Origin of the sequence: Pseudoalteromonas phenolica, assembly GCF_001444405.1 — a bacterium.
GTDB classification, from domain to species: Bacteria; Pseudomonadota; Gammaproteobacteria; order Enterobacterales; family Alteromonadaceae; genus Pseudoalteromonas; species Pseudoalteromonas phenolica.
In genome coordinates this window covers 1,407,234-1,431,750 of the sequence record NZ_CP013187.1, presented here as the reverse complement: position 1 = coordinate 1,431,750, position 24,517 = coordinate 1,407,234, and the positions used below count along the sequence as shown (strand labels likewise).

Annotated in this window: 23 protein-coding genes; 14 read left to right on the top strand and 9 right to left on the bottom strand. The window is 40.8% G+C overall.

All coding sequences use genetic code 11. The features are described 5' to 3' along the window. The first annotated feature begins 292 nt into the window (after positions 1-292). Complete coding sequence (locus PP2015_RS06320) at positions 293-787, top strand: MarR family winged helix-turn-helix transcriptional regulator (RefSeq protein ID WP_058029468.1); 495 nt, start codon at positions 293-295, stop codon at positions 785-787. Between the two features lie 29 nt (positions 788-816). On the opposite strand, the gene ablB is transcribed toward PP2015_RS06320, so the two are convergent. Next, complete coding sequence (gene ablB, locus PP2015_RS06315) at positions 817-1,680, bottom strand: putative beta-lysine N-acetyltransferase (RefSeq protein WP_058029467.1); 864 nt, start codon at positions 1,678-1,680, stop codon at positions 817-819. A gap of 580 nt (positions 1,681-2,260) precedes the next feature. On the opposite strand from ablB, the gene betI reads away from it, so the two are divergent. The 5 genes from betI (at position 2,261) to PP2015_RS06290 (ending at position 8,030) form a co-directional block, all read left to right on the top strand. Next, positions 2,261-2,851 (top strand): transcriptional regulator BetI, encoded by a 591-nt coding sequence (gene betI / locus PP2015_RS06310; RefSeq protein WP_058029466.1) that lies wholly within the window; start codon positions 2,261-2,263, stop codon positions 2,849-2,851. A 2-nt stretch (positions 2,852-2,853) separates the two neighbouring features. Further along, positions 2,854-4,317 (top strand): betaine-aldehyde dehydrogenase, encoded by a 1,464-nt coding sequence (betB, locus tag PP2015_RS06305; protein WP_058029465.1) that lies wholly within the window; start codon positions 2,854-2,856, stop codon positions 4,315-4,317. Positions 4,318-4,326: 9 nt separating this feature from the next. Further along, complete coding sequence (gene betA / locus PP2015_RS06300; RefSeq protein ID WP_058029464.1) at positions 4,327-5,976, top strand: choline dehydrogenase; 1,650 nt, start codon at positions 4,327-4,329, stop codon at positions 5,974-5,976. A gap of 135 nt (positions 5,977-6,111) precedes the next feature. Then, complete coding sequence (locus PP2015_RS06295; protein ID WP_058029463.1) at positions 6,112-7,329, top strand: choline transporter; 1,218 nt, start codon at positions 6,112-6,114, stop codon at positions 7,327-7,329. A gap of 2 nt (positions 7,330-7,331) precedes the next feature. After that, entirely contained in the window at positions 7,332-8,030 is a 699-nt protein-coding gene (locus tag PP2015_RS06290) for a TorF family putative porin (protein WP_058029462.1), read from the top strand. 62 nt (positions 8,031-8,092) lie between these two features. Here PP2015_RS06290 and PP2015_RS06285 read toward each other — a convergent pair whose 3' ends face one another. From PP2015_RS06285 to PP2015_RS06265, 5 genes are all read right to left on the bottom strand, one after another. Beyond that, the gene (locus tag PP2015_RS06285; RefSeq protein ID WP_058029461.1) at positions 8,093-9,100 is read right to left on the bottom strand and encodes a zinc-binding dehydrogenase; all 1,008 of its coding nucleotides are present in this window, start codon (positions 9,098-9,100) and stop codon (positions 8,093-8,095) included. A 13-nt stretch (positions 9,101-9,113) separates the two neighbouring features. Further along, positions 9,114-10,532, bottom strand: coding sequence for a TolC family protein (locus PP2015_RS06280; protein ID WP_058029460.1), 1,419 nt, complete (start codon positions 10,530-10,532; stop codon positions 9,114-9,116). A 1-nt stretch (position 10,533) separates the two neighbouring features. Then, positions 10,534-13,662: an efflux RND transporter permease subunit gene (locus tag PP2015_RS06275; RefSeq protein ID WP_058029459.1), complete on the bottom strand. Its 3,129-nt coding sequence runs from the start codon at positions 13,660-13,662 to the stop codon at positions 10,534-10,536. A gap of 8 nt (positions 13,663-13,670) precedes the next feature. After that, entirely contained in the window at positions 13,671-14,846 is a 1,176-nt protein-coding gene (locus PP2015_RS06270) for an efflux RND transporter periplasmic adaptor subunit (RefSeq protein ID WP_058029458.1), read from the bottom strand. A gap of 138 nt (positions 14,847-14,984) precedes the next feature. Next, complete coding sequence (locus tag PP2015_RS06265; RefSeq protein WP_058029457.1) at positions 14,985-15,557, bottom strand: hypothetical protein; 573 nt, start codon at positions 15,555-15,557, stop codon at positions 14,985-14,987. A 309-nt stretch (positions 15,558-15,866) separates the two neighbouring features. Here PP2015_RS06265 and PP2015_RS06260 point away from each other — a divergent pair, with 309 nt between their 5' ends. Beyond that, entirely contained in the window at positions 15,867-16,214 is a 348-nt protein-coding gene (locus tag PP2015_RS06260; RefSeq protein WP_058029456.1) for a metalloregulator ArsR/SmtB family transcription factor, read from the top strand. 18 nt (positions 16,215-16,232) lie between these two features. Then, a complete protein-coding gene (locus PP2015_RS06255; protein WP_058029455.1) occupies positions 16,233-16,727 on the top strand; it encodes a phosphatase domain-containing protein in 495 nt (164 codons plus the stop codon). Here PP2015_RS06255 and PP2015_RS06250 read toward each other — a convergent pair. Further along, the gene (locus tag PP2015_RS06250) at positions 16,724-17,602 is read right to left on the bottom strand and encodes a LysR family transcriptional regulator (RefSeq protein ID WP_058029454.1); all 879 of its coding nucleotides are present in this window, start codon (positions 17,600-17,602) and stop codon (positions 16,724-16,726) included. The two genes, PP2015_RS06255 and PP2015_RS06250, sit on opposite strands and share 4 nt — an antisense overlap. 108 nt (positions 17,603-17,710) lie before the next feature. Between PP2015_RS06250 and PP2015_RS06245 the strand changes: the two genes are divergently transcribed. Further along, positions 17,711-18,085 (top strand): YybH family protein, encoded by a 375-nt coding sequence (locus PP2015_RS06245; RefSeq protein ID WP_058029453.1) that lies wholly within the window; start codon positions 17,711-17,713, stop codon positions 18,083-18,085. Positions 18,086-18,167: 82 nt separating this feature from the next. On the opposite strand, the gene PP2015_RS06240 is transcribed toward PP2015_RS06245, so the two are convergent. Further along, positions 18,168-20,435, bottom strand: a complete 2,268-nt coding sequence (locus PP2015_RS06240; RefSeq protein ID WP_058029452.1) for an exonuclease domain-containing protein — start codon at positions 20,433-20,435, stop codon at positions 18,168-18,170. A 167-nt stretch (positions 20,436-20,602) separates the two neighbouring features. Here PP2015_RS06240 and cspE point away from each other — a divergent pair, with 167 nt between their 5' ends. Then, entirely contained in the window at positions 20,603-20,809 is a 207-nt protein-coding gene (gene cspE / locus PP2015_RS06235; RefSeq protein WP_058029451.1) for a transcription antiterminator/RNA stability regulator CspE, read from the top strand. Positions 20,810-21,227: 418 nt separating this feature from the next. Beyond that, positions 21,228-21,530: a hypothetical protein gene (locus PP2015_RS06230; RefSeq protein WP_058029450.1), complete on the top strand. Its 303-nt coding sequence runs from the start codon at positions 21,228-21,230 to the stop codon at positions 21,528-21,530. A 5-nt stretch (positions 21,531-21,535) separates the two neighbouring features. Here PP2015_RS06230 and PP2015_RS06225 read toward each other — a convergent pair whose 3' ends face one another. Next, positions 21,536-21,946 carry a hypothetical protein gene (locus PP2015_RS06225; RefSeq protein WP_058029449.1) on the bottom strand — a complete coding sequence of 137 codons (411 nt, stop codon included), beginning with the start codon at positions 21,944-21,946 and terminating at the stop codon, positions 21,536-21,538. Positions 21,947-22,089: 143 nt separating this feature from the next. Here PP2015_RS06225 and PP2015_RS06220 point away from each other — a divergent pair, with 143 nt between their 5' ends. The 3 genes from PP2015_RS06220 to PP2015_RS06210 all read left to right on the top strand — a co-directional run bounded on the left by PP2015_RS06220 (position 22,090) and on the right by PP2015_RS06210 (position 24,515). Further along, the gene (locus PP2015_RS06220; RefSeq protein WP_058029448.1) at positions 22,090-23,097 is read left to right on the top strand and encodes a S41 family peptidase; all 1,008 of its coding nucleotides are present in this window, start codon (positions 22,090-22,092) and stop codon (positions 23,095-23,097) included. A gap of 56 nt (positions 23,098-23,153) precedes the next feature. Further along, on the top strand, positions 23,154-23,987 hold the full coding sequence (locus PP2015_RS06215; protein WP_058029447.1) for a DUF6279 family lipoprotein: 834 nt from the start codon (positions 23,154-23,156) through the stop codon (positions 23,985-23,987). Between the two features lie 144 nt (positions 23,988-24,131). After that, positions 24,132-24,515, top strand: coding sequence for a thioredoxin family protein (locus PP2015_RS06210; protein WP_058029446.1), 384 nt, complete (start codon positions 24,132-24,134; stop codon positions 24,513-24,515). Positions 24,516-24,517 lie beyond the last annotated feature (2 nt).

Below are 24,517 nucleotides of genomic sequence, written 5' to 3'. Positions count from 1 at the left end.
CACGACATAAATGCAAAACTATGCACTTTTTGTGGATATTATATGAGCGAGAGTTTTTATAGCAACAAATTTAATGCAAAAGGATTAATTAAACCCTAAGCTTGAGTACAAAAAATTTACAAAAAGAATAATTTAAGGCTCAAAAAAAATATTTTCTATAAACTTATTTTTACAACTTTAAAATGCTACCAGGGCACAATCTAAAACTAATCAAATAGAATCTTCATCAGTATTTCAATCCTTTTTAGATAGATGCTATTATCGGCGAAAATAGTCTTTCAGTGCTGTAATCATGGAAAAATACGAAGAGCTACTCGTCTCAATAAGAAAAGTCATCCGTGCGATTGATTTACATTCGAAGCAATTAAACAAATCATCGGGCTTAACTGGGCCTCAATTACTTATCATGCAAGAAATTGCGCGTGTTAAAGGTGTGACAGCAAGCCAAGTTGCGAAACAAATTAACCTCAGCGCTGCGACAGTAACAAATATATTAGATAGACTCGAAAACAGAGGCTTAATTCAACGAGTAAGAAGCTCAGAAGATAAACGTCGCGTTGGTTTATTTCTATCTGAAGACGGTAAAACAGCTCTGATTGATGCACCTCAACCTCTTCAAGAGCACTTTATTCAAAAGTTCTGTCAACTTGAAGAATGGGAGCAATCTCTCCTTCTCTCTTCAATGCAGCGCATAGCCTCTATGATGGATGCCTCTGAAATTGACGCAGCTCCGGTACTTGAGATAGACCCAATGCATTTGAGTAGTCAAAAACAAGAAGCTGAATAGTAACCAACGATTTAAAACTGGGTAAACTCTTAATCTGAGCCCAGTTTTAATTTAAGAAACCATAAGTTAAGAGACTGAAACTCATCCTCGATACGATTATTATTTGTTAGCCTACCGCCATACTCATACTGTTGTTGGGCAAAAATCTTGTTAACAGGTAACGACGTCGCTAAACATAATGTGTAGATGTAATCTATACTTTGCTGCTGCAAAAATTGCTTTACTTTGTTTAATAGTGCAGAAGCGATACCTTGATTTTGAAATTTCGTCATAACACCTAAATCATAGATACGCGCATTATTCGATTCGCTATCGAGCTCTACACGCAGACAGGCTACTATCACGCCCATGTAATCAGCACAATAATATTGTACCCCATCATTCATACTGTTTTTGATAAATTCTTCATTACTAACGGGGGAGGAATAATTAGTGTACACATGGCCATATAACTTACTCAAAGCACGAATATCTGTCAGGTTACAACTTCTAAACTGCACCGGTTCGTTAAATTTACCTGGGTGCCAAGGGGATGATGACAATGCTTTAGATACAATGTCATCATATTGAGATACTAATTCACTGTTTTCTCTTTCTTTATCGAGAAAATAAGAAATAAAGACCGCGTCTTCTGCACCAAAATAACCCGGCACTGTTGCCTCGATTTTATAGCCCTTTTTAAGAAATGATAAAAGTTGCGAATCTTTTATCTTTGCAATAATTTTGCCATACCCTTGCGAAAGCGCGACTTGGAGTAATGCATCATGAAACGTGTTAGGAGTTTTTATAGTTGCGTCAGTAACGTAAATCCGGCTATTTAGCTGACCATGGCGGATTTGATTAAATTCAACAGTCTCAACACAGTCGTAATAACTACTTGATACGGCTGTCATGCTCTCTCCATAAAAGTTAATGCTAGAAAACACTTACTAAATTCAAGCTATTCAAAAATTAATTTGATTTATAACTTTAACGCAAACACACCATTCCAATACCAACAAAAATTAAAGCTAACAATATCATAGTGTTGAATATGTAAAATAGGGTGTGGAAATACAAAGTGGCTTTCAAATACTTTGTAGTCGAAGCATATTATCAATTATTAGAACTCGAATCAAATTGCCATAAAAGAAACAAAATACATAAATTCACTCAATTTATAGTTAAATTCTGAGTATTCACTGCAAGACAACTTACCTTTTTAGCCAAAGTAACGGTATTCTTACCCTCTAAATACCACCATAAACCATATTTAAAGCCTTAAAACTCACAAAAAAAATAATTCCAACTATAAATTTAACTGCTCAAATCAAAATTATTCTCGCCATTAAAAATACAAATATATCAAGTTAAAACAACAACATAAAATTAGCCAACTCAAAAATCAAAACAATTCAAACCCTGTTCAGCTTGAAAAATTAATTAGAACTCTATAGGATTTATTTTAATTGAACGGTCAATTAATAAAAAGTTATGCCAAAAGTAGGAATGGAACCAATACGTCGTCAACAACTTATTGAAGCAACGTTAGAGTCGGTCGCAGAAGTGGGCTTACATGCCACGACCATAAACAGTATCAGTAAGAGAGCAGGCTTATCCTCAGGGATCATTAGCCATTACTTTGGGGGCAAACAAGGTCTCATCGAGGCCACTGTACGCTTTTTATTAAACAGTTTGAAAACCAGTTTAATCAGTAAAACTCAGCAACCTTGCTCTGCTGAAGAACGGTTAATGTTTATTGTTGAGGCTAACTTTTCAGTTATTCAACAACAAACCAGTAGTACCAAAACTTGGTTAAGTTTTTGGGCGCAATCAATGCATGATGAACAATTGCACCGATTACAAACCGTAAATGCAAAACGCTTATACAGTAACTTAGCATTTTCTTTCAAAACGTTAATGCCAGAAAACGATGCCAAACGTGCTGCTAAATTAGCGGCCGGTATGATCGATGGCTTATGGCTGAGGGCTGTTTTAAGTAAGGCCTCAGAGCAAGAATTTAAGCAAGCTGAGCAGCTTGCAAAACATTATGTGTCTTCCCTCATTTCATCTTGTGGAGCTTAAAAATGACCACACCTGTTTATCAAAATTTTATCCATGGCCAATTTGTGCCGAACCAGAGCAAAGAAACTTTTGCAGTGAAAAACCCTGCCACTGACGAAGTAATTTATCATGTCGAAGTTGCAGATGAGTCAATTCAAGAAAAAGCAATTGCCAGTGCACGCGAAGGTTTTGCAGCTTGGTCAGCAATGGCCCCAATCGAAAGAAGTAGGATTCTAAACAAAGCCGTTTACTTATTACGTGAGCGTAACGACGAGCTAGCAAAAATCGAAGTATTAGACACAGGTAAACCAATTCAAGAAGCAGATTGTGTCGACATTCAAACTGGCGCCGATGTAATTGAATATTTTGCAGGTCTTGCACCAACACAAGTCGGCACACAACAACCTGTTGGTAACGACTTTTTCTATACCCGCAAAGAACCTTTGGGTATTTGTGCAGGTATCGGTGCATGGAACTACCCGCTGCAAATTGCCTGTTGGAAATCTGGTCCCGCTCTTGCTGCCGGTAACACTTTAATCTTTAAGCCATCTGAAGAAACACCACTAGGTGCAATTAAACTGGCTGAAATCTTCATTGAAGCAGGCATGCCAGAAGGTGTATTCAACGTTGTGCAAGGTGCTGCTGAAGTCGGACAATGGCTGACAACACATCCTGAGATCGAGAAAGTATCGTTCACGGGCGAAGTTGGCACAGGTAAAAAAGTCATGCAAAGCGCCGCATCGAATTTAAAAGATGTGACCATGGAGCTTGGCGGCAAATCACCATTAATCGTATTTGATGACGCCGATATCACAGAAGCTGTAAGTGCGGCCATGTTAGGTAATTTTTATACTCAGGGTGAGATCTGTACTAACTGTACTCGTGTGTATGTTCACAAATCGGTTTATACGCAATTTATTAAAGAGCTTAAAGCGCGCACTGAAGCAAATATTATCGCAGGAGATCCCCTTGATCCTAATGTTAATCTGGGCGCGCTTATTTCTAAAAAGCACCAAGGTTTGGTACTGGATTACATCGAAAAAGGCAAAGCCGAGGGTGCCACTTTACTAACCGGTGGCCATGCTTTATCGCCTGAGTCTGCCCCTAATGGTTACTTCGTTGCACCGACTATTTTTACTGACTGTACTGACGACATGACCATTGTCAAAGAAGAGATCTTTGGTCCAGTTATGAGCGTGTTAGTTTTCGAGGATGAAGCTGATGTGATCACGCGCGCTAACAATACTGAACTAGGGTTAGGCGCCGGTGTATTTAGTCAAAATATTCAACGCGCGCACCGTGTTATCCACCAGCTTAAGGCCGGTATTTGTTGGATAAATAGCTATGGCAACTCCCCTGCCGAAATGCCAGTTGGCGGTTACAAACAATCAGGTATCGGTCGCGAGAATGGCATCGAAACTTTAAATAGCTACACACAAACCAAGTCTGTTTATGTGGGTATGAGTCAAATCGAAAGCCCATTTTAGGAGTCTATCATGCAGTACGATTACATCATCGTCGGTGCAGGCTCTGCGGGCTGCGTACTGGCAAACCGCCTTTCAGCTGATGCTAAAAATAAAGTGCTATTACTAGAAACCGGTGGCTCTGATAAAAGTATTTTTATCAAGATGCCTACGGCGCTGTCTATTCCAATGAATACTGACAAATATGCATGGCAATTTCATACTGAAGCTGAACCTTATTTAGACAACCGAAAAATGCACTGCCCACGTGGTAAAGTGCTTGGTGGGTCGTCCTCAATTAATGGCATGGTGTATGTAAGAGGTCACGCCAAAGATTTTGATGAATGGCAAGCGCACGGTGCACAAGGCTGGGATTACCAAGCCTGCTTGCCTTACTTCAAAAAAGCTGAGAGCTGGTATCAAGGTGAGGATACCTATCGTGGTGGTGCTGGTGAACTGGGCGTCAACAACGGTAATGAAATGAAAAACCCGCTTTATAGCGCCTTTATTGAGGCGGGCGCTCAAGCTGGGTACCCAGTCACAAATGACTATAACGGTGAGCAGCAAGAAGGCTTTGGCCCAATGCACATGACGGTAAAAGACGGTATGCGTAGCTCAACCTCTCGCGAGTATTTAGATCCAATTAAACATCGCAACAATTTAACTGTCGTCACAGGTGCCCTTGTCAGCAAAGTATGTTTGCTCGATAAAAAAGCCACAGGCGTTGAATATCGTGTTAATGACAAAGTATGCCAAGCTGATGCTAGTAAAGAAGTTATATTAAGCGCGGGCCCAATAGGTTCTCCTCATATTCTGCAATTATCTGGTATCGGTGATCGCGAAGTCTTAGAAAATGCGGGTATCGAAGTTAAGCATGAGTTGCCGGGAGTCGGTCAAAACTTACAAGATCACCTTGAGTTTTACTTTCAATACAAATGTAAAAAGCCGATTACTTTAAACGGTAAACTTGGCTTGATTTCAAAGGGCTTGATCGGCACTGAATGGGTGTTTAATAAGTCAGGTCTTGGCGTCACTAACCATTTTGAGTCTTGTGCTTTCATTCGCTCAAAAGCTGGTATTGAATGGCCTGATATTCAATATCACTTTTTGCCAGCGGCGATCCGTTACGATGGTCAGTCTGCATTTGATGGTCATGGTTTCCAAGTGCATGTTGGACATAACAAGCCTAAGAGTCGTGGTAGCGTGACCATTCAATCAAGTGACCCACTCGTGCCACCAAAAATTCAGTTTAATTACTTGCAACACCAAGAGGACATTGAGGGCTTTAGAGCCTGCGTTCGCCTCACGCGAGAGATCATCTCTCAACCTGCCTTTGATGAGTATCGCGATGGCGAAATTCAACCTGGTGAACATATTCAAACTGATGAACAGATTGACGAATTTGTTCGACAAGCCGTTGAGAGTGCCTACCACCCTTCATGTTCATGCAAGATGGGCGAAGATGAGATGGCCGTTGTGAACTCGCAAACCCAAGTTCACGGTATTCAAGGCCTGAGAGTGGTGGACTCTTCCATTTTTCCAACAATTCCGAATGGCAATTTGAATGCACCGACTGTCATGGTCGCTGAAAAAGCTGCAGATATGATTTTAGGTAACGCGCCATTGGCACCTATGAATGCCAAGGTGCATTTGCATGAAGATTGGCGAAACAAACAAAGATAAAGAATCACACAGGTGCACTTTATTGCTGCACCTTGTTCTCAATGTGAGCCGTTTAGGTTGAATGAGAGCAACGACATATAACAATCATAACGGGAGAAAATATGAGTTATTTCTACTTATTTTGGGAGGGTGACAATGACCTTATGGCTTAGTGCGGGCATTTTATTTACACTACTTTCAATTGCTTTCATTATTTACAAATGGGGCAACGTCGAAGTGGTCGGTGTGACACCGGTCAAAACCTTTACCTTTATTGCTATCTTGTTTACTTCAGGCCTAGATGTTGGCTTAGTGATGTTTCCTCTCACTGAGTTTGCAGGTTATGCAGACATAAACGCAAGCCCAGAATATGGCTTCACAAACCCACTTGCTATTGAGTTTGGTTTTTGGGGCTTTTTGATCTGGGGATTCTACTTCCTTACCTGCTTTTATTTCTGTGTAATTGAACCTAAAGTAAAGTTCTTCGAGCTCCCTCTTGTTAAACTACTTAATAATGTTGTGATCATTGGCACCTGTGCGTTTACAGCATACCTATTACTTTCAAACCTGCCTTGGTATTTGCCGAGCATGGGGGACGGTGAGTCAATCATTCCAACTTTCTACCTCATTGTATTTGCAGCCATCGCGTTTGCCGTGTATTCAAGCACTGATATTAAGTATGTGCGCTTTTTAAGTATCACTACCACTTGGGTATTCATTGGGTTAATTGCGTTAATGTGGGCCAATGCCTTCGTATTTGGTGACAGTGCGATTTCGGGTTACTTCAATAACTTTGCTTTGATCGGTGACTATTTTGCCAACATGCATCAGTTTGTATTGCCGATTAATGATTACCATGAGTTTTACTTATTCTGGTGGTTTGCTTGGAGCATTATGATCGGTCAATTTACTTCACGTTTCGTGGGTGGACTAAAGACCTATCAAGTACTCGCTGCGATGTTGATATTCCCTTCAATTCCAATTGCGGCTTGGTTTGCGGTGCTTTATCACTACCATGAAGCTGGCATCGCAACAGATGGCCTAGTGAATTTTGCCATGGTGTTCGTTGGCATTGTATTTGTGATCAACTCTCTCGATTCGCTTGTACGTTTATATACCGATAATTTAGGGATCACAGTTCAAAAACTTGGTAAAGCTAAATACATCGCGCTGAACATCGCCGCGCTATCTCTGCTAACCCTACTTTTCAAACTCAACTTTTTACAGATCCAATGGGTTGGCGCCATTGTGATCGGCATTTTCTTCGCCTGTTTTGGTTACATCTTGGTGCAAAAATACAAAGCCGTAGCCAATATTGAAGGTTCACCAAAAGAAAATGAAATCGACTATACAAAAATAGAAACAGTAAGCTAATTATGACAACAATGATCAAAACATCTCTTATTTCTCTCGCGCTATGCTCAAATTTGGCAATGGCAGATTGGAGTACAACTGTGACTGGCGCATCTGATTATACTTTCAATGGTGTTAGCCAAACCGATAACGGCCCTGCTATTCAAGCGAGCCTTGATAAAGCATTCGATAATGGCGTATATGCTGGCTCTTGGGCATCGAATGTCGATTTTGGTACCGACACTAATTTAGAGTGGGACTTCTATGTAGGCCGCTACGCTGAATTAAACAGCCAATGGAGCATTGATTATGGTATCGCTTATTACACGTATCATGGTGAAAGCGCTTCTAGCGACGGTAACTACCCTGAAGTATACGCCAAGTTCGGTTTTAACAATGAGCTAGGTAATACCGAGTTTAACTTCTGGTATAGCTGGGATTACTTCGGAACAGATGCAGGCCATACAATTGCGATGATAGCGCACACCATTGAGCTTGCGCCAAACCACAATTTAAGAGCCAGCTTTGATATCTCAAACTCATTAGATGGTGATAAATATAGTTGGCAAGCAACTGATAAGTCTTACCATCACTATCGTTTAGCGTATCAAACAAGCTACGAAGGTTTTAATATTGAAGTGGCTGCTGAAAATACTAACTTAGATTGGGATACAGCCGATGAACGCGTTGTACTCTCACTATCACGTACATTTTCACTGTAAATAATTAATAAAATCTTAATGAAGAAGGAAGTGACCTTCACTTCTTTCTTTTATTACTTTGGCTACTCTACCTTAACAACAGGTCGTTTGATACAGGTTTGACTTAAAAGGCATTTTAACGTGTCTTTAACTCTTTCAGCTTCAAACTCAATCAACTCTATTTCTGGTGCTTGTATGGCACCACGCTCAATGTCTTTTAAAAGTGTCTCGCCCATAAAACATAAATGCTGCTGCGCACATAAACTATTTGCCAGCCAAGCACCTGCAATCGACACCACGCCAATATTAGGCGCTTTTTCGAATAGTAACTCTTCGGGGATCGCAGAAAACCCATTTAGACAAGCTATACGCCCACAGAACCTTAGTTTTTGAATATCTTGAACGACGCTTTCTTTGCCAACTGTATTGATCACACAATCAAAGCCGTCAGGACCAATTTCATGTTTTATTTGTGCACAGATTGCATCGTCTTTTTTACTACAATCAAACACAAAGTCAGCACCCAGTTTTTTCAAACGTTTATGATGTGGCTTTTGAGCAAACGCAAATACTTGTGCTCCTTGTTTTTTTGCATACTGGATCGCAAAATGAGCCACTGCACCTTGTGCACTGTTGATTGCGAGTGTATCCCCTTCTTGCAGCTTAATTTTTTCAAGTGCAAGTAATGCCGCCATTCCCGAGTTTGGCAATGCTACAGCTAATTCGCTTTCGATTTGCTCTGGTAACTCAGAAACCGCATGATTTGGCATAACAGTAAATTGCTTTAGCATGCCTTGTTCTGCAAGGTTCGCATGAAATAAAACCCGTGCGCCTTTAGCCGGAAATACCCCTTTTGGTGCGTCAACAACCGTACCCACAGCATCTGAACCCAAAATATGCGGATATTGCCACTGGCTAAAGCCTTTTACAGCAAAGCTGGCATCTAAATGATTTATCGCGACATACTCTACTTTTATCAACAGTTCATTACCTCTAGGAATAGGCAAATCGTGCTGTGTCATTTTCAAGTCGAAGTCAGCCCCATGTTGGCGTAACTCCAATGCATTCATTTTGTTGCTATCCTGGTACATGAGGCCTCCTCTTTTAAAGGTTAGATACTAATTGTGATGACCAGCCACCGCTCAATTCGCTATACGCTGCAACAGAAGCACTTAACCAATGGTTGCGGCTCAACACTTGGCTGCGCTCAGCACTGAGTACATCTTGTCTTGCTGCAAGTAAATCAAGGTAGGCTAATTGCCCTTCTTGATACCCCGCCTCAGCTTGTTGATAGGCAGCACGCGCGGCTTTTACAGTTTGCGTAGAGAGTGCAAATTGCTGCTGAGCATGTTGCAACGCACGCAAAGACAGTTCGGTTTGCGACAATGCATCGGTCAAAGTTTGCTTATAACTGTGATAGCTTGCTTCTGACAATGCAGTTTGAGCGTCAAGTTGAGCTAATAACTGCGGGTAACTGAATAAAGACCAATTAATGCTTGGCGTAACTTGCCAATTCGATTGGGTATTATTGAAGTTCATACCCGGCATATTTAATACGCCAGCAAAGGCCGATAGGCTAATATCAGGATAAAGCGCACGCTCTGCACTTTGTGCCAAATAACCTTGTTGATGTACCTTGGCCATCGCTGAACGAATATCACCGCGCTGCATGAGTGCGTCATCTGCCGATTGCACATTCACTGTTAAATTAAGTGCATCGTAGTCTGTTTGACTCAACACAGTGAAACTAAGTTCATCGGCACGTTTATCGGTTAGTGCACTTAGAATTTGCTCAACTTGGGCAAGCTCAACACCAATTTGAGGTAATCGCTGCTTAAGCTCAAAGTACTGCACACGTGTTCTGTTTAACTCAAGCTCAGTCGCTATGCCCTCTTCAATACGCACTTGAATGATCTCCATCGAGTCTTCGAGTGCTTTTAATTGGTTAAGGGTTAATGCATGTTGCTGTTGTAAGTTCTGCCATTGTAAAAAGCTACGAACAGACGTGCTAACTAGCTCAGTCAGTAACTGCTGATATTGCGCTTGGCTATCAACTGCAACCGCTTCTGCCGCTGAAGTAAGTGCAGCAATGCGACCCGATAAGTCCAGTTGCCAATTCACGTTACCACCCGCGGTTGCTGAACTCACAACATCTGCATTTGGATTTGTGCTACTAGGCGTATTAGAGCGGTTACCAGATACCGCTAAGCCACCTTGCGGCAGGTTTGCGCGTTGCTGCACTGATAACCCAGCAAGGGCGGCGCGCAAACGCGCCGACGATGCTTTTAAGTTTTGGTTTTTGTCCAATACATCAACCACAAATTGGTCTAACTCAGCGATGTTCAGTTGCTGCCACCAATTTTGTTCGCTTTGTTTCGCCACTTCAGATAACAACACATGTGTGCTTAACGCATTGCTGAAAGATTGCGACGTTTGCTGTGCTTGGTCAATATTTGGGGCACTTGCACATCCTGCCAACACAGCCAGAGCAATGCCCGATAACGTCATTTTAAATACGCGCATTTTATTGCTCCTTAGCCGTTACTAGACGATAGAATACTGGCGTGAATAACAAGCCAAATACCGTTACACCAATCATGCCGAAGAATACAGCATTACCCATTGCTTGACGCATTTCAGCCCCTGCACCTGATGCCAGTACCAGAGGTACTACACCTGCCGTAAAGGCAATTGATGTCATCAGTATTGGACGAAGACGTAAACGACACGCTTCAATAATCGCCTCTAGATGCGTTGCACCTTGTAAATGCTTATCTCTGGCAAATTCGACCATTAAGATTGCATTCTTAGAAGCCAGCGCAACCAGTACAATCAAAGCAATTTGCGTAAAGATATTATTATCGCCACCGAGCATGTATACACCTGCTAGCGCTGAGAAAATCGTCATTGGTACAATTAAAATAATCGACAACGGTAAACGTAAGCTTTCATATTGCGCTGCCAATACCATGAAGACCAATACAACCACCAGTGGGAATACATACACCATAGTATTACCCGCTAAGATCTGTTGATACGTCACCTCAGTCCACTCATAGGTGATCCCTTCTGGCAGTGTTTTCGCCAGTACCGCTTCAATCGCTTGTTGCGCTTGATCTGAGCTATAACCCGGTGCAGGGCTGCCGTTCAATTCAGCGGTAACATAACCGTTATAGTGCATCACACGATCAGGACCTGTGGTTTCTTCTACAGTCACAACAGAACCTAGAGGAACCATGAGACCTGCAGCATTGCGCACTTTTAAGTTGTTGATCTGCTCTTTCTTCGACCTAAACTTCGCTTCAGCTTGCGCTTTTACTTGATAAGTACGGCCAAACATATTGAAATCATTCACGTATGCAGAACCCAAATAGACTTGCAGTGCGTTGAATACTTCGTCTAACGGAATGCCTTGAATTAGCGCTTGCTCACGGTCAATGTTAATGTCCATTTGCGGTACTTGAATTCTAAAGCTTGAATATAAGCCCATGAGTGCTGGATCTTTTTGTGCAGCGCCAATGGTTGCTTGCAGTGCAGCAAACAGCGCTTCAAACCCTTGGTTACTTCTGTCTTCAATTTGAAGCTTAAAGCCACCCGTTGTGCCTAAACCCAGAATTGGCGGTGGTGGGAATACAGCCACAAACGCTTCATCAATGGCAGCAAAACGTTGGTTTAATTGCATGGCAATGGCAAAGGCTGACAAGCTAGGGTCATTACGTTCGCTAAAATCATCCAGTGGCGTGAAGACAATGCCGCTATTGGTGCTGTTGGTGAAGCCATTTACCGATAAACCAGGGAAAGCAACCGTATGCGCAACGCCCGGTACTTCCAAGGCAATCTCTTGCATTTGCTTAATAACTTCTTCAGTTCTATCAAGACTTGCCGCATCAGGCAGTTGTGCCACTGCAACTAAATATTGCTTGTCTTGCTGAGGAATAAAGCCACCCGGTACAGAGTTAAATAAGCCAATTGTTGAGCCAACTAAAGCAAGATACACCACACCGACAACCACACTCATACGGATCAGCTTTTTCACAACTTTTTCGTAGCCTTGTGCGCCTTTATCGAATAAGCGGTTGAATGGTTTGAATAACCAAGTACCGAATAACGCGTTCAGCAGTTTTGTCAGCTTATCTTGTGGTGCATCATGTGGCTTTAATAAAATTGCCGACAATGCAGGTGATAACGTTAATGAGTTAAACGCTGAAATAAGTGTTGAAATAGTAATGGTTAATGCAAACTGCTTATAAAATTGTCCTGAAAGACCGGTAATAAACGCCGTAGGGATGAATACCGCACACAGTACAAACGCAATCGCGATAATTGGGCCTGTTACTTCACTCATCGCGATTTTTGTGGCCTCAAATGGGCTATGACCATCGGCAATATTACGCTCAACGTTTTCAACAACAACAATGGCATCATCCACAACAATACCGATTGCCAACACAAGACCAAACAGCGACAAGGTATTAATAGACACACCTAGTAATTGCATGATGGCAAAAGTACCAACCAATGAAACTGGCACAGCAATTAGAGGAATAATAGAGGCGCGCCAAGTTTGTAAGAACAACACTACGACCACAACAACCAATAGAATCGCTTCAGCCAGGGTTGCAATCACGGCATCGATTGAGCCGCGTACGAAAACTGTTGGGTCATAAGCAATTTCATACGTCATGCCTGCAGGAAAATCTTGCTGCAAACGCGCCATAGTTTCACGCACATCATCCGACAGCTGAATTGCGTTTGAGCCAGGGCGCTGAAATACCGGCATCGCGAGTGCTGGCTGGTTATCTAGCATAGCTCGCAATGCGTAGTTCTCTTGGCCCAGTTCAATTTTAGCGATGTCTTTAAGACGCGTAAGCTGACCGTTTTCACCCACTTTGATAATGACTTGCTCAAATTCTTCGATGCTTTCTAAACGCCCTTTAACGTTTAACAGAATTTGAAATTGGTTTTCTTCAGGCGAAGGTTGTGCACCTAAAGAACCCGCAGCCACTTGTTGGTTTTGCGTACGCAAAGCGCCCATTACATCTGTCGCTGTGAGGTTACGAGCCGCTAATGCATCTGGATTTAACCACACACGCATTGAATATTTTGAGCCACCAAATAGCTGTAAGTCACCCACACCCGGTAAACGCTTAAGCTCATCTTTGATATAAATATCAGCATAGTTGGCCATATAAGCGGTATCTTGAGCGCCATCAGGTGAAACCAAGTGCACCACCATCGCCAAGTTTGGTGACGACTTTTGTGCCGTCACACCTAAACGTTGCACTTCCTGTGGTAAACGCGGCAAAGCGTTATTTACACGGTTTTGAACCTGTACTTGCGCTTGGTCAAGATCAGTCCCCAGTGCAAATGTCACAGTTAACGTCAAACGGCCATCACTGGTAGCTTGAGAAGAGTGATAAAGCATATTCTCTAAGCCATTTAGCTCTTGCTCAAGGGGCGTTGCAACTGTTTGTGAGATAACTTTTGGGTTGGCACCCGGATACGTTGCGTTTACCACAACCGTAGGTGGTACCACTTCTGGATACTCACTTACTGGTAGCTGAAACAATGAAATTGCTCCAGTGATCACGAAGATCAGAGAGAGCATGGCCGCGAATATGGGCCTTGAGATAAAAAAGTGTGAAAAGTTCATAATACTCTCTACTTCGCTGCGCTAACTAATAAATCACTTGAGGTATTTGTAGACTTAAGAACAAACTGAGTATTCTCAAAATTAAATGCCACCTTATTCGGTGTAATTGGCATACCCGGACCAACGCGTGCAGGACCATTGACTGCAATGCGGTCGCCACGTACTAAACCACTTTTAATGGCACGATACGCCCCGTAGCGCTCACCAAGCTCAACCAAGCGATATTGCAAGGTGTTATTTTCATCGACGGTTAAAACAAAGCGGTTCTTGAGATCAGTACCAATTGCGCGCTCCGGTACAATTGCCAAAGTTTTTGGCGTTTGTGCAGCCATTGAAATACGTGCAAAGGCACCCGGCTTTAAGTTATGCGCTTGCGCGTCAAAAACTGCACGAACACGCAACGTACCAGTTGTTGGGTTGATTTCGTTATCAATAAAGTCGACTTTACCTGCAATTGGCTGTTGGCTATTGATACGTTGTAATTGCACCATCACGCCAGTATCTGCATTCATGCCAGCAAACTGCTTGCTCCAAGTGCGTTCGTCTACATCAAAATACGCATAAACTAAGTCATCAGAAACAATGGTTGTAAGGGCTGTATCGCCCGCACTCACATAGTTACCTTGCGTGACATCTGCACGAGAAATAACGCCGCTGATAGGCGCAGTTACTTGGCTAAACTCTAGGTCTAATTGCGCTTTTTCAAGCTGTGCAGCAATGGCATTTTTGTTTGCGATGGCACGACGCAAAGTCGCGTCGCGTTGATCTGCTTGCTCTGTCGACATGGCATTTTTAGCAACCAAACGTTGTGCGCGCTCCGCTTCGCCTTGCGCTTGGCTTAATGCTGCTTCTGCACTTACAAGTTGTGCTTTCAAGCTTTCAACCTGAGTTGAAAATGGACGAGGGTCAATACTAAAAAGTAATTGACCCTTTTCTACGCGCTCACCTTCTTTGAATGCCATGCTTTTAAGCTGACCAGAAACGCGTGGTTTAAGAACAACACGTTCAGGGGCTTCTAAGCGAGTCGTGAACGTATGCCAAGACTGAACTTCTTCTAATTGGACGTTAGCCACATCAATAGTTAATGGCGGCGGTTGTTGGCCTTGTTGTGCATTCGATTGACCACAGCCACTCAGCACTAAGGCTAAAGCAACTGCGCTAAGTGTATAGCTAAGTTTGTTCATGACATTCTCCGATAAAAGTGATTAATGTGATCGTACGGAGAATATCTGTGCAGAAAAATACGCAATTCTTAAAAACATTAGTGCCAATATGGCACCAATAAACTTATTCGCGTCTTAATAAGCCATGAGACACCTGCACTAATCGGATTTCATGACAAAGTTATGCTTTTTTGCTTGCTGGGAAATAAAATCAAAGACTGCGTCTTCATCTATCTCGAATTCGCGCGCTTCAAAAGAACATGAATGTTGACTGTTATCTGCTTCAAAGAAATAAGCCTGATGAGACTTATTCACTGAACAAATTACACTGCGAACATTTGACCAAATTAGAAAGTGCTCAGTTTCAGCAAGCGTTAGTCTTAGGCCTTGTTTATCAAGTCGTAAATAGTCGTCTTTATGTCGCTGATACTTACGCCTTTGCTGAAAATAAATAAAAGGTGTTGCAACCAAGATAAAAGGCGCAAAAAAAAGTTTAGCTTTGACTAATCCTTCCGTGAACAGTATCCATGTGCAATATGCCATGGAAATGAATATAGTAACGCTCCCTATCAGATTGTTATTTGGCCGCTTTGCTGTAAGAACCGTTTCTTCAGACCAAGTTTTAAGTCGTAACTCCAATGTTTTAACCCGCTCTGGGTACGCTTCTTTATCAATGCCTTCTAAGGCCTCAAGTAATTCCCTGTAAGTGTAATGCATATAGTCTGGTTCCATAGGTCGCCCTTAAAATTGGATTCAATATACAATAATTTAAATATCATTCATTTTCATCTACTTATTTATCAATTAAAAGCAATTGGAACTGTTCGCACTTGAGTTTTTGAGCTCATTTCATTCCATGCAGACATAAACTGACTGCATTTATCAGTAAAATCTTGCTGGAAAACACAATTGAATATATGATTTTTCATATATTCAATTTTCGCTCAAACAAGAGCGCACTTTGTTTTAGTAAGCTTTTTATACCAATCCTCTTAATTAAGCGAACGAGTTAAAGCTTGCTATCCAAGGCTTAGGAAAATTATGGAACCTGTACAATTTTATAAATGTCTTGCCGATGAAACTCGCTTGAAAAGCTTGCTTCTTATAGAGAAAGAGCAAGAGCTGTGTGTTTGTGAATTAATGGCAGCACTTGAAGAAAGCCAGCCCAAAATATCGCGTCACTTAGCTCAGCTCAGAAAATGCGGATTACTTACCGACAAGCGTCAGGGTCAATGGGTCTTTTACAGCATTAACAGCGAACTCCCAGAGTGGGCTAAAACTGTGTTGAGCAGCACCACGGAGAATAACCCTGAATTTTTAGCAAATGACTTGGCGCGCTTAAATGAAATGGGTGACAGACCAGCCCGTGTTTCTGCCTGTTGCCCATAACTCTAGATAGGAAAAATTATGTCTTTACATCCATTTGATAAATTAACCGTAAAAAACGACATTAGTTTTTTGTTCACGCCTTGCCCAGGAATCAAAGACGCGAATTTAGTCGACTCTGTAACGCAATTAAAAGCGGCTGGTGCCAGTGCCATTGTGACGCTGATGTCAGATGAAGAGCTTGAAGAGAATAATGCCTCTACGCTCGGTGAAGTCTGTGCTAACCAAGACATCACTTGGTTTCAATTACCTATTTCTGATGATAAAGGACCTGATGAACGATTTTTTGATGCTTGGCATAAGCAAAAATCAGCGCTGCTGACTTTACTGAATACATCGGCAACTGTCGCTGTACATTGTAAAGGCGGCTCTGGTCGCACAGGTTTAATGATAGCCATATTGCTCGTTGAGCTGGGCTACAGCAAAGCTGAAGCGAAAGAAAAAGTACAAGCAATGCGCCCTAAGGCGCTCAGTAAGCCTGATCAAGTATCATTCTTTGAGCTTTATCAAGCTTAATTGTTACTTTGAGCAACTAATTTTGTTAGTTGCTCTGTTATCGCTTCAGTACACACTCTGACATTCAATGGTTGATTTTTGCCATAAGGATGCATTGCGAAAACAGGGTTACTAGGCAGGATTAATTCAGAATTTACAGCCACCAGCTCATCGGCAAATTTAGACAAATAAAAATCAGGCACAACTCCAATGCCCGCACCCGCTTTAAGCAATGATATACATGAGTAAAACGAGTTCGTTATACATTGTGCCTCTGTAGAGAATTGCTGCACTTCTTTATTCTCTTTCACAAAGGTGTGCGAAACCTTTTTACCTTGCCACACATTGGCAATATAGGGTATCGAGCCTAATTGCTGACCAGCAAACTCTGGCATACCACAAAGTACATCTTTGAATGAGCCAATGCGCTTTTGCGTTAGACTGCTGTCAGAAGACCGGCCAACTCTAATTGCCAAGTCAATATCATGCTCCATAAAGTCTAACTGCTCATCGGCGTTTATCAATTCAGGTTTCAGGTCTGGGTAGCGCTTTATCAGCTCAGCAATCACTGGTGTCACTAAAGTTTCCATCAAAGCATTTGGCGCTGTGATCCTTACTCGCCCTTTAGGTTCATTTAGAAAAGTTTGAGCCTGTTCCCATGCATTACTGGCAATCAGATTGATTTCTTTGCATTGCAAATAAAACCGATTTCCCGCATCTGTGAGAGACAACTTTCGCGTTGTACGTTTTAACAAAATAACCCCAAGCGCATGCTCAAGGTCTTTTAAGTTTTGGCTGATCACTGACTTTGAGAGTGATAGTTGCTCTCCTGCTGCGGAGATAGATCCAGCTTCAACTATCGCGGCAAAAATCATCATTTGTTTTAAACGTTTCATTTTATTGTTCTGTATAGAAAAACAGTTTTTTCTATTATATCTGTTTTTAAAAACTTTTCAGTTCGTTAATCTAGCCTCACAAATATTGATGTAAAAGAGAGACTAGAAGTGACCGAGCAACAAGTACTAGAGGCATGCAAAGAAGGGATCGCAACATGGCAAAAAGCCTTCAACAACCAAGACGCTAAAGGCTGTGCTGAGCAATATAATGATAATGCTGTTATGCAAGCGCGACCATTTGGCACCTTTGAAGGCAGGCAAATGATAGAGTCATTCTGGCAAGGCATTATTGATCAAGGCTTCCGAGATGTTGAATATACTAATGTAGAGTGGCGCAAATTTGATGATACGAGCTTCATTTTGACTTCAAAATGGACCATGAATAAAGCATTTGGTGTTGTGCATCGTGAACTATGGCGTATTGAAGCAGATGGCAAAGCGCGTCTTATTGAAGATGAATTCGAAGTTCAGGGTGAACGTTAAGTCTAATAACATGCTCAGCTAGATGAGACTTGGCATCTAGCTGATACTTAAAATGCAAATGTACTCGATACATTAAAAGTCGCTAAGTTATACGAGATTTATTAATCTTAATGAACAACTCAGCGGTCGCCATCGCATCATTTAATGCGCGGTGATGCCCGACAAGGCTAATACCTAAATCTCTGCATATATTGCCCAAAGAATATGATTTATGCCCCGGAATAAACTTGCGGCCGAGTGACACGGTACATAACTTAGCCCGTTTATAATACATGCCACAGCGTGCAAACTCAGCGCGAATAAACCCCATATCAAAATTCACGTTATGAGCAACAAAAATACAGCCCTTTGTAAATGATGCTATATGTTCGGCAATATCAACAAACTCAGGCGCATCGCGAACCATTTGATTATCAATGCCTGTTAATTCGGTAATGTATTTTGGTATGTGTTTGTTCGGATTAACTAATGAACTCCAATGCTCAACAATCTCTTCACCAATGACTTTAACCATCGCCACTTCGGTAATTCGTTCATATTCTTTTTTACCCCCAGTGGTTTCTACGTCGATGATCACATAAGGCTGGGCGGGATCAATTTGCCATTCGATTTTTTTAATCGAGACATCAAAGCCTGCTTTTAATAACTGGTTCATGGTCACCAGTTGATTGCGTCTTAAACTGTCACCCGGTGCTTTTACTTCGACACAAAACAGGTCGGCGCCTTTAACACAAATAAGATCTGGATAGCCATCTTTTAGACCTTTGTAATTTTTTGCCATGGCTCGAAGGTGCGCACAAAGCGCATCAATGGACGCATACTTTACTAATAGTGAGAGCTCATCAAACAAGCTCTCGTACCAAGCAATAAAACCGTTGGGCTTGCCGTAATGGGCTGTGGTTTGTTTTAGCAACCAAGTGCATAAGTCTTGACTACTCGAAAAACTAGATAAACGTTTTTCAATATTTGCTTCAAATATGTCGTAAAAAATATTTTCTTTGATTGGTTTAGGTAATCGAGAAAATTCATTACCTAATCCACTGAGTTCGTGTTCATAAAGTTCGGGCCAAAATGTTAAACAAAATAGTGCACGCCAAATCGCATTCTCGCAATGAATCGCGGTGATCCCTTGGCGAGCATAGTTATCTATCAGCCCCTGCTCTGGCGAGCCAACAAATGCTTCATCTAATGGGATAGCCTCCCCTGCACTTCTGAGCATATTTGTTAAAATTGAAGTGCGCTCAGCACCAAACTTTCTTCTTGAGAAATCTTCGGCGAAGATTAATAAGCCTTCGTCTGCTGAGTGTTCAATAATATCGTCAAGTTTTTGCTTGCAAGCCTCTATATCCCCCTGAGCATATAAAGTTCTCACTAACTTTTCTTGTGCACTGACATGACCGCTAAGCGTCATTAATTGTGTAGCAAGCTGTGAATGCTCAGGCAGACAAAACACGGCGAGTTTATAAGTCAGTGTGTTGTATTTAGATTCGGCTTGGAAACCTGTTGGTTGGAGAAAATCAGAACTTGCAAGGGTGTGTGCCAATGTCAGTTTTTCATCATCACTCAATGTTTTTAAAGACTGTAGTAATTTAGAGAAATAAAAAGCGGTTTGTGCTTCTTCTTGCTCGTCAAAATGGGCGTTTATTTGTGTATTCGTTTTCTCATGAACATTTAAAACACCCAGATCGCGCATGGAAAACTGCGAAAGCGTGCCACCCAATTTGCCAAAATAAATGAACAAGCAGAGCTCAAAAATAGGCTTAAAATCAGAATACACATAACGATTAAACACCGAGCACTGCTGTACATGAATACTTTGTGCTTGCTGTAGAAGTGCCTCTACCCAAGCTTGCTTTTTGGCTGATTTAACCGGCGTGTTCTCTAGGTTTGAATTAATACATACTTGCTGAAGATCTTGTTTTTTCAGCTCCTTTATTAACTCATGAGGTGGTTTATGAGTTGCAAACTTAACTAGCTCAGCATCAAGTAGCTCATTGAGAGCCCGCTCAACATCTGTTATTTCGTCGTAGTTTAAGTGCTCTTTAAAAACAAACTCACTTTTTCTATTTACGATACGCAGTAACAAACACAGCGCCGACTCATTTAATACAGACAATTTTTCTAATTGCTGCCGTTGTTTATCAGTGAATAGATGCATACTTGTCGAGCGCAAGAAATTCATTAATTCATTGAAATGTGACAAGTAATACTTTTCAGGTAGGGCTTTCATAACAAACAACAACTGTATATCAATACAGTTATCATATTTCAGATACTCTGAGCTGTCCAGTTGCTGTCTAGTTACCATCCACTCAAGAAAAATTTTTAAGAAATAACTGGACTTACTCAATCATTGCCTATAAAGTGCGCATCAGCTAGAAAGAAAGTCTAAATTTAAAATCTACATTTCGTTGTACTACTCGTAATACTCGTCCTGAAGCTTTAAGTTCAAGTTTTATTTTCCAAGCAATACCGCCTTCGGGCACATTTTTACAATATATTTTTTAGGATATGATTATGTCTAAAGTAACTGGTACAGTTAAGTGGTTCAACGAATCTAAAGGTTTTGGTTTCATCGCTCAAGAGTCTGGCGCAGACGTATTTGCACACTTTAGTGCAATTTCTGGCGACGGTTTCAAAACTCTAGTTGAAGGCCAAAAAGTTGAGTTCACTGTAACTCAAGGTCAAAAAGGTCCTCAAGCTGAGAACATCGTAGTACTTTAATTTTTAATTAAAATACTCTGAAAAAAAGCAGACATAGTCTGCTTTTTTTGTGCCTAAAAATAGTCGTTCTCAATTCTCTATCAACTAGTAAACCAAAAATCATATCTTTCTGTGCATCACAGTATTTTCACCAAATGCAGAAACCTGCTTTCACTTTTTATACCAGTCCTCTTAATTAAGTGATCTATTTTGAAGCAATGAAAACTTGTCGATAGCGTCAGTTTTAGTCCCTCAAAATGATTAAGTATTATTGAGGATTGGTATTAAGTAATTCATATATTGAACTAGCTGCTCTATACCAATACGATTAATTCAATACTCTATCTCAATCGTTGGTATTATTGTCTCTGGTTTGTATTCAAACGATCAGCTAAGCTAATTACTAAATTTTTAAAATGATTTTCAGAAAAGGAATAAGATGACTGCTCCCCTTACAAGCCATGCAACTATTCAAATCGGTGCGATGCGTTCTGACGGGCAACTGTCTTTAAATGAGCAAGGTTTAAGCTTTAAACCTGCAAGCAAATCTTTATCTTTAGGGGTTTTAAAGATTGCTTTATCTGAAGTAAGTCAAGTAGAGCTGTGTTTAGCCAAAGGCGCGGGATTTATGCCGATTTCAGAGCAAGCGATGAGGGTCACTTTAAACACGGGTAAACAGTATGAATTTGTTTTGGCGGAACAAGAGAGTTGGGTAATTGCGATAAACAATCTGCTTAATTAATGCTTCTACCCACACTTCTGTAATAACTGCTGTGATAGCCAAGCTTGTGCTTTATCATGGGTATCGAAAAAAGCAATATTTTGCTCAAGTAAAGCTGGAGAGCGCTGTAATATGATGTGTTTCGTCATTCTGTCATTGACGATAAATGCTTTAGCAATAATCGGCTGAGTATTGAGCCAAACATTGTAGGTTTGCAAAGTGTCATATGCTTCAGGCGTACCTCCCTCGAGCTCTAAGTCATCAATTAACATAGCAAACGGCTCACCATTCAATATTTTAACGATGTTTCTTACCGATTCGGTATAATTAAAGCAACCTCTTTCGTTGAAGCTACCACAAAGCTTTGCACTGATTATATTATTTTCTAAAAGCGTTGTAGAAAAACGCCCATGTCCACGTTTAGAAGAAATTGCCATATTGCGAAAATAAAACCTTAAGAACTGGCGGCATTATAACCAATCTAGCCACGCGTTTGTTGAACTTTATCAACTTTTAAGCAAAAAAATGAACAAATAAGCTAGCTCAAAGTCTGAATACGAAATAGTAAAAAGGATTTAGAATGAAGAGCTTCTTAACAATAACGCTTTTGCTTATGAGTTTGTCGGCAAAAGCCAGCAATATCGATATAGACAGAGCCGCACTTATCGTTGAACTAAAAGAACGAATAGCAAAAAACTATGTTGATGTTAGTAAGGTAGTGTGTATCAACAACAGCTTATCCAAGCTTTCCCCTGAGGTGTATTCGCCTCTTTCAGACGAAAAATTTATTTCCCTAATAACAAAAACATTAGAGAAGCATGATGCGCATTTTTCTTTTCAAGAAAAGCCTGACCAAACGAGCAAACAACCTGCTAAAGAAAGCTGGTTTAGCCGCTTATCAAGGAGCAACTCTGGCTTTAACTCTGTTGAAAACTTAACAGGCGGTGTTGGCTATATTAATTTTTGGGGATTCGACTCCGTCAATGATAAATCACGAGAACGAGTCACTGCGGTTATGCAGCTGTTATCTGATAGCCAAGCCATCATCATAGATTTAAGAAATAATGGTGGAGGTAGCGCAGAAATGGTGCAGTTAATCAGTAGTTATTTTCTGGAAGGAAAAGTGCATTTAAATACCTTTTATTCACGACCCTCTGACTCAAAAGTTGAGTTTTGGACGTTTGATAAAGTGCCTACCATTTTTAAACAAGACGTTCCCGTTTATATTCTAACCAGTAAAAAGACATTTTCTGCCGCAGAAGAATTCGCTTACAACTTTAAACACTTAAAACGCGCAACCTTAATCGGAGAAAAAACCAAAGGCAGTGCAAACCCTTGGCAATGGTTCGAAGTAGGTGCATCTCATCGAGTAGCCGTTCCGACTTCAATGGCAATTAACCCTATCACACAAAAAAACTGGGAAGGTGTGGGCGTTCAACCTGATATAAACACAGTCGCAGACAACGCCTTAGATATTGCCTATAAAAAAGCATTGCTAGACATTAAATCTAGAACAAAAAATAGATTTTTAACTGATGAAATCAATATTGAGTTATCCAAGTTAGAAAAGAAGCAACGACAGCTTTAATTAATCTAAAACAGAATTAACACCGTAAAGTTACGTAAGCTCAGAAAGGAAAACTTATGAAAAAGCATTACTTACTCTTATTATTCATACTGTTAACAGGCTGCTCGACTAAGTTTGCTTATAAGAATGCGGACTGGTTAGCTTATTGGTATGTTGACGATTATGTGTCATTAAACGATGCCCAAGAAGACCTACTTGATGAGCACCTAAAAACTTGGCTTGATTGGCATAAAAGCAACGAATTGCCTGCTTATATCGCCCATTTAAAACAAATCAGAGAAGACATAGAACAAGGAAACATCACCCCAGCGCGTATTGCCTACCATAACGATAAAGCCGTTGCGCATTGGCATTCTGTACGTGCAGAGATTGTACCCGACCTAGTCGCTTTAGCGCCCAGCTTAACTGAAAAACAAGTAAATAATCTGTTCGAAGAACTGGCAGAGCAAGAAAAAGAAAAACAAGAGAAGCGTGCAAAACTCAGTGATGAAAAACGCCAAAAACGTTGGTTTACTCGCACGGAGAATTCACTAGAAAATTGGTTAGGCTATATCACTTCGTCACAGAATAAAATGGTCAAATCACTGTACCTTGCTCAATCGCCAACATCAGATCTTTGGTCAGATTATCGAGCAAGTTATCAAGCCTCTCTCAAAACAGTGTTATTAAATATTGTTTCTGAGAGTAAAGATAAAGACAAACTTAAATCGCTGTTACTAAACCCTGAATCATTTCGTAGCGACGAGCTAAACAAGTTAAACGAACAAAATCGTCAAAGTTACCATGATTTTTTATATGGTATTTATCTCAGTTTAACTGACAATCAAAAGCAGCATCTATTGTCTGAAATTGATGATTTAATTGAAGATATTTCTGAACTTTCACGATAGCTCCTTTGAATTTGAATAACACCAAATAGCAACTCAATTTTATAACCAAATCATAGATGAGAAATTTTTTTATATTTTTTTGAAATAAAAAATCACTTTCCTCTCTCTACTAGAGCAATCAATCAGTCTTTTAGAGAGAGTAAAATGAAGTACGTTATTACCAGCATCATAAGTTTATTCATGGCGTTTTCTGCCTCAGCATTTGAAAAACAACCTTTTAATGAAACATTATTTGCTGAACTACAGAATAAAGGGGCAGTCATTATGATTGATGTTTATGCCCCTTGGTGTCCGACTTGTAAGAAGCAGCAAAAACTTTTCCAACAGTACCATGAGCAAAATCCAGAAAAGAAGTTTCATGTTCTAGTAGTTGATTATGACAATGATAAGCAATGGGTTAAGAAATTTAGAGCACCTAGACAGTCAACATTATTGTTATACAAAGGTGACAAGCAATTTTGGTACTCTGTTGCCGAAACCCGTTTCAATGTTATTGAAGAAAAACTGAATAGCGCATTTAAGTTTTAATC

Bases quoted from the DNA above. Each gene is read 5' to 3' on its own strand.
- PP2015_RS06320 (WP_058029468.1), top strand. From the start codon at position 293: ATGGAAAAATACGAAGAGCTACTCGTCTCAATAAGAAAAGTCATCCGT.
- ablB (WP_058029467.1), bottom strand. From the start codon at position 1,680: ATGACAGCCGTATCAAGTAGTTATTACGACTGTGTTGAGACTGTTGAA.
- betI (WP_058029466.1), top strand. From the start codon at position 2,261: ATGCCAAAAGTAGGAATGGAACCAATACGTCGTCAACAACTTATTGAA.
- betB (WP_058029465.1), top strand. From the start codon at position 2,854: ATGACCACACCTGTTTATCAAAATTTTATCCATGGCCAATTTGTGCCG.
- betA (WP_058029464.1), top strand. From the start codon at position 4,327: ATGCAGTACGATTACATCATCGTCGGTGCAGGCTCTGCGGGCTGCGTA.
- PP2015_RS06295 (WP_058029463.1), top strand. From the start codon at position 6,112: ATGACCTTATGGCTTAGTGCGGGCATTTTATTTACACTACTTTCAATT.
- PP2015_RS06290 (WP_058029462.1), top strand. From the start codon at position 7,332: ATGACAACAATGATCAAAACATCTCTTATTTCTCTCGCGCTATGCTCA.
- PP2015_RS06285 (WP_058029461.1), bottom strand. From the start codon at position 9,100: ATGTACCAGGATAGCAACAAAATGAATGCATTGGAGTTACGCCAACAT.
- PP2015_RS06280 (WP_058029460.1), bottom strand. From the start codon at position 10,532: ATGCGCGTATTTAAAATGACGTTATCGGGCATTGCTCTGGCTGTGTTG.
- PP2015_RS06275 (WP_058029459.1), bottom strand. From the start codon at position 13,662: ATGAACTTTTCACACTTTTTTATCTCAAGGCCCATATTCGCGGCCATG.
- PP2015_RS06270 (WP_058029458.1), bottom strand. From the start codon at position 14,846: ATGAACAAACTTAGCTATACACTTAGCGCAGTTGCTTTAGCCTTAGTG.
- PP2015_RS06265 (WP_058029457.1), bottom strand. From the start codon at position 15,557: ATGGAACCAGACTATATGCATTACACTTACAGGGAATTACTTGAGGCC.
- PP2015_RS06260 (WP_058029456.1), top strand. From the start codon at position 15,867: ATGGAACCTGTACAATTTTATAAATGTCTTGCCGATGAAACTCGCTTG.
- PP2015_RS06255 (WP_058029455.1), top strand. From the start codon at position 16,233: ATGTCTTTACATCCATTTGATAAATTAACCGTAAAAAACGACATTAGT.
- PP2015_RS06250 (WP_058029454.1), bottom strand. From the start codon at position 17,602: ATGAAACGTTTAAAACAAATGATGATTTTTGCCGCGATAGTTGAAGCT.
- cspE (WP_058029451.1), top strand. From the start codon at position 20,603: ATGTCTAAAGTAACTGGTACAGTTAAGTGGTTCAACGAATCTAAAGGT.
- PP2015_RS06230 (WP_058029450.1), top strand. From the start codon at position 21,228: ATGACTGCTCCCCTTACAAGCCATGCAACTATTCAAATCGGTGCGATG.
- PP2015_RS06225 (WP_058029449.1), bottom strand. From the start codon at position 21,946: ATGGCAATTTCTTCTAAACGTGGACATGGGCGTTTTTCTACAACGCTT.
- PP2015_RS06220 (WP_058029448.1), top strand. From the start codon at position 22,090: ATGAAGAGCTTCTTAACAATAACGCTTTTGCTTATGAGTTTGTCGGCA.
- PP2015_RS06215 (WP_058029447.1), top strand. From the start codon at position 23,154: ATGAAAAAGCATTACTTACTCTTATTATTCATACTGTTAACAGGCTGC.
- PP2015_RS06210 (WP_058029446.1), top strand. From the start codon at position 24,132: ATGAAGTACGTTATTACCAGCATCATAAGTTTATTCATGGCGTTTTCT.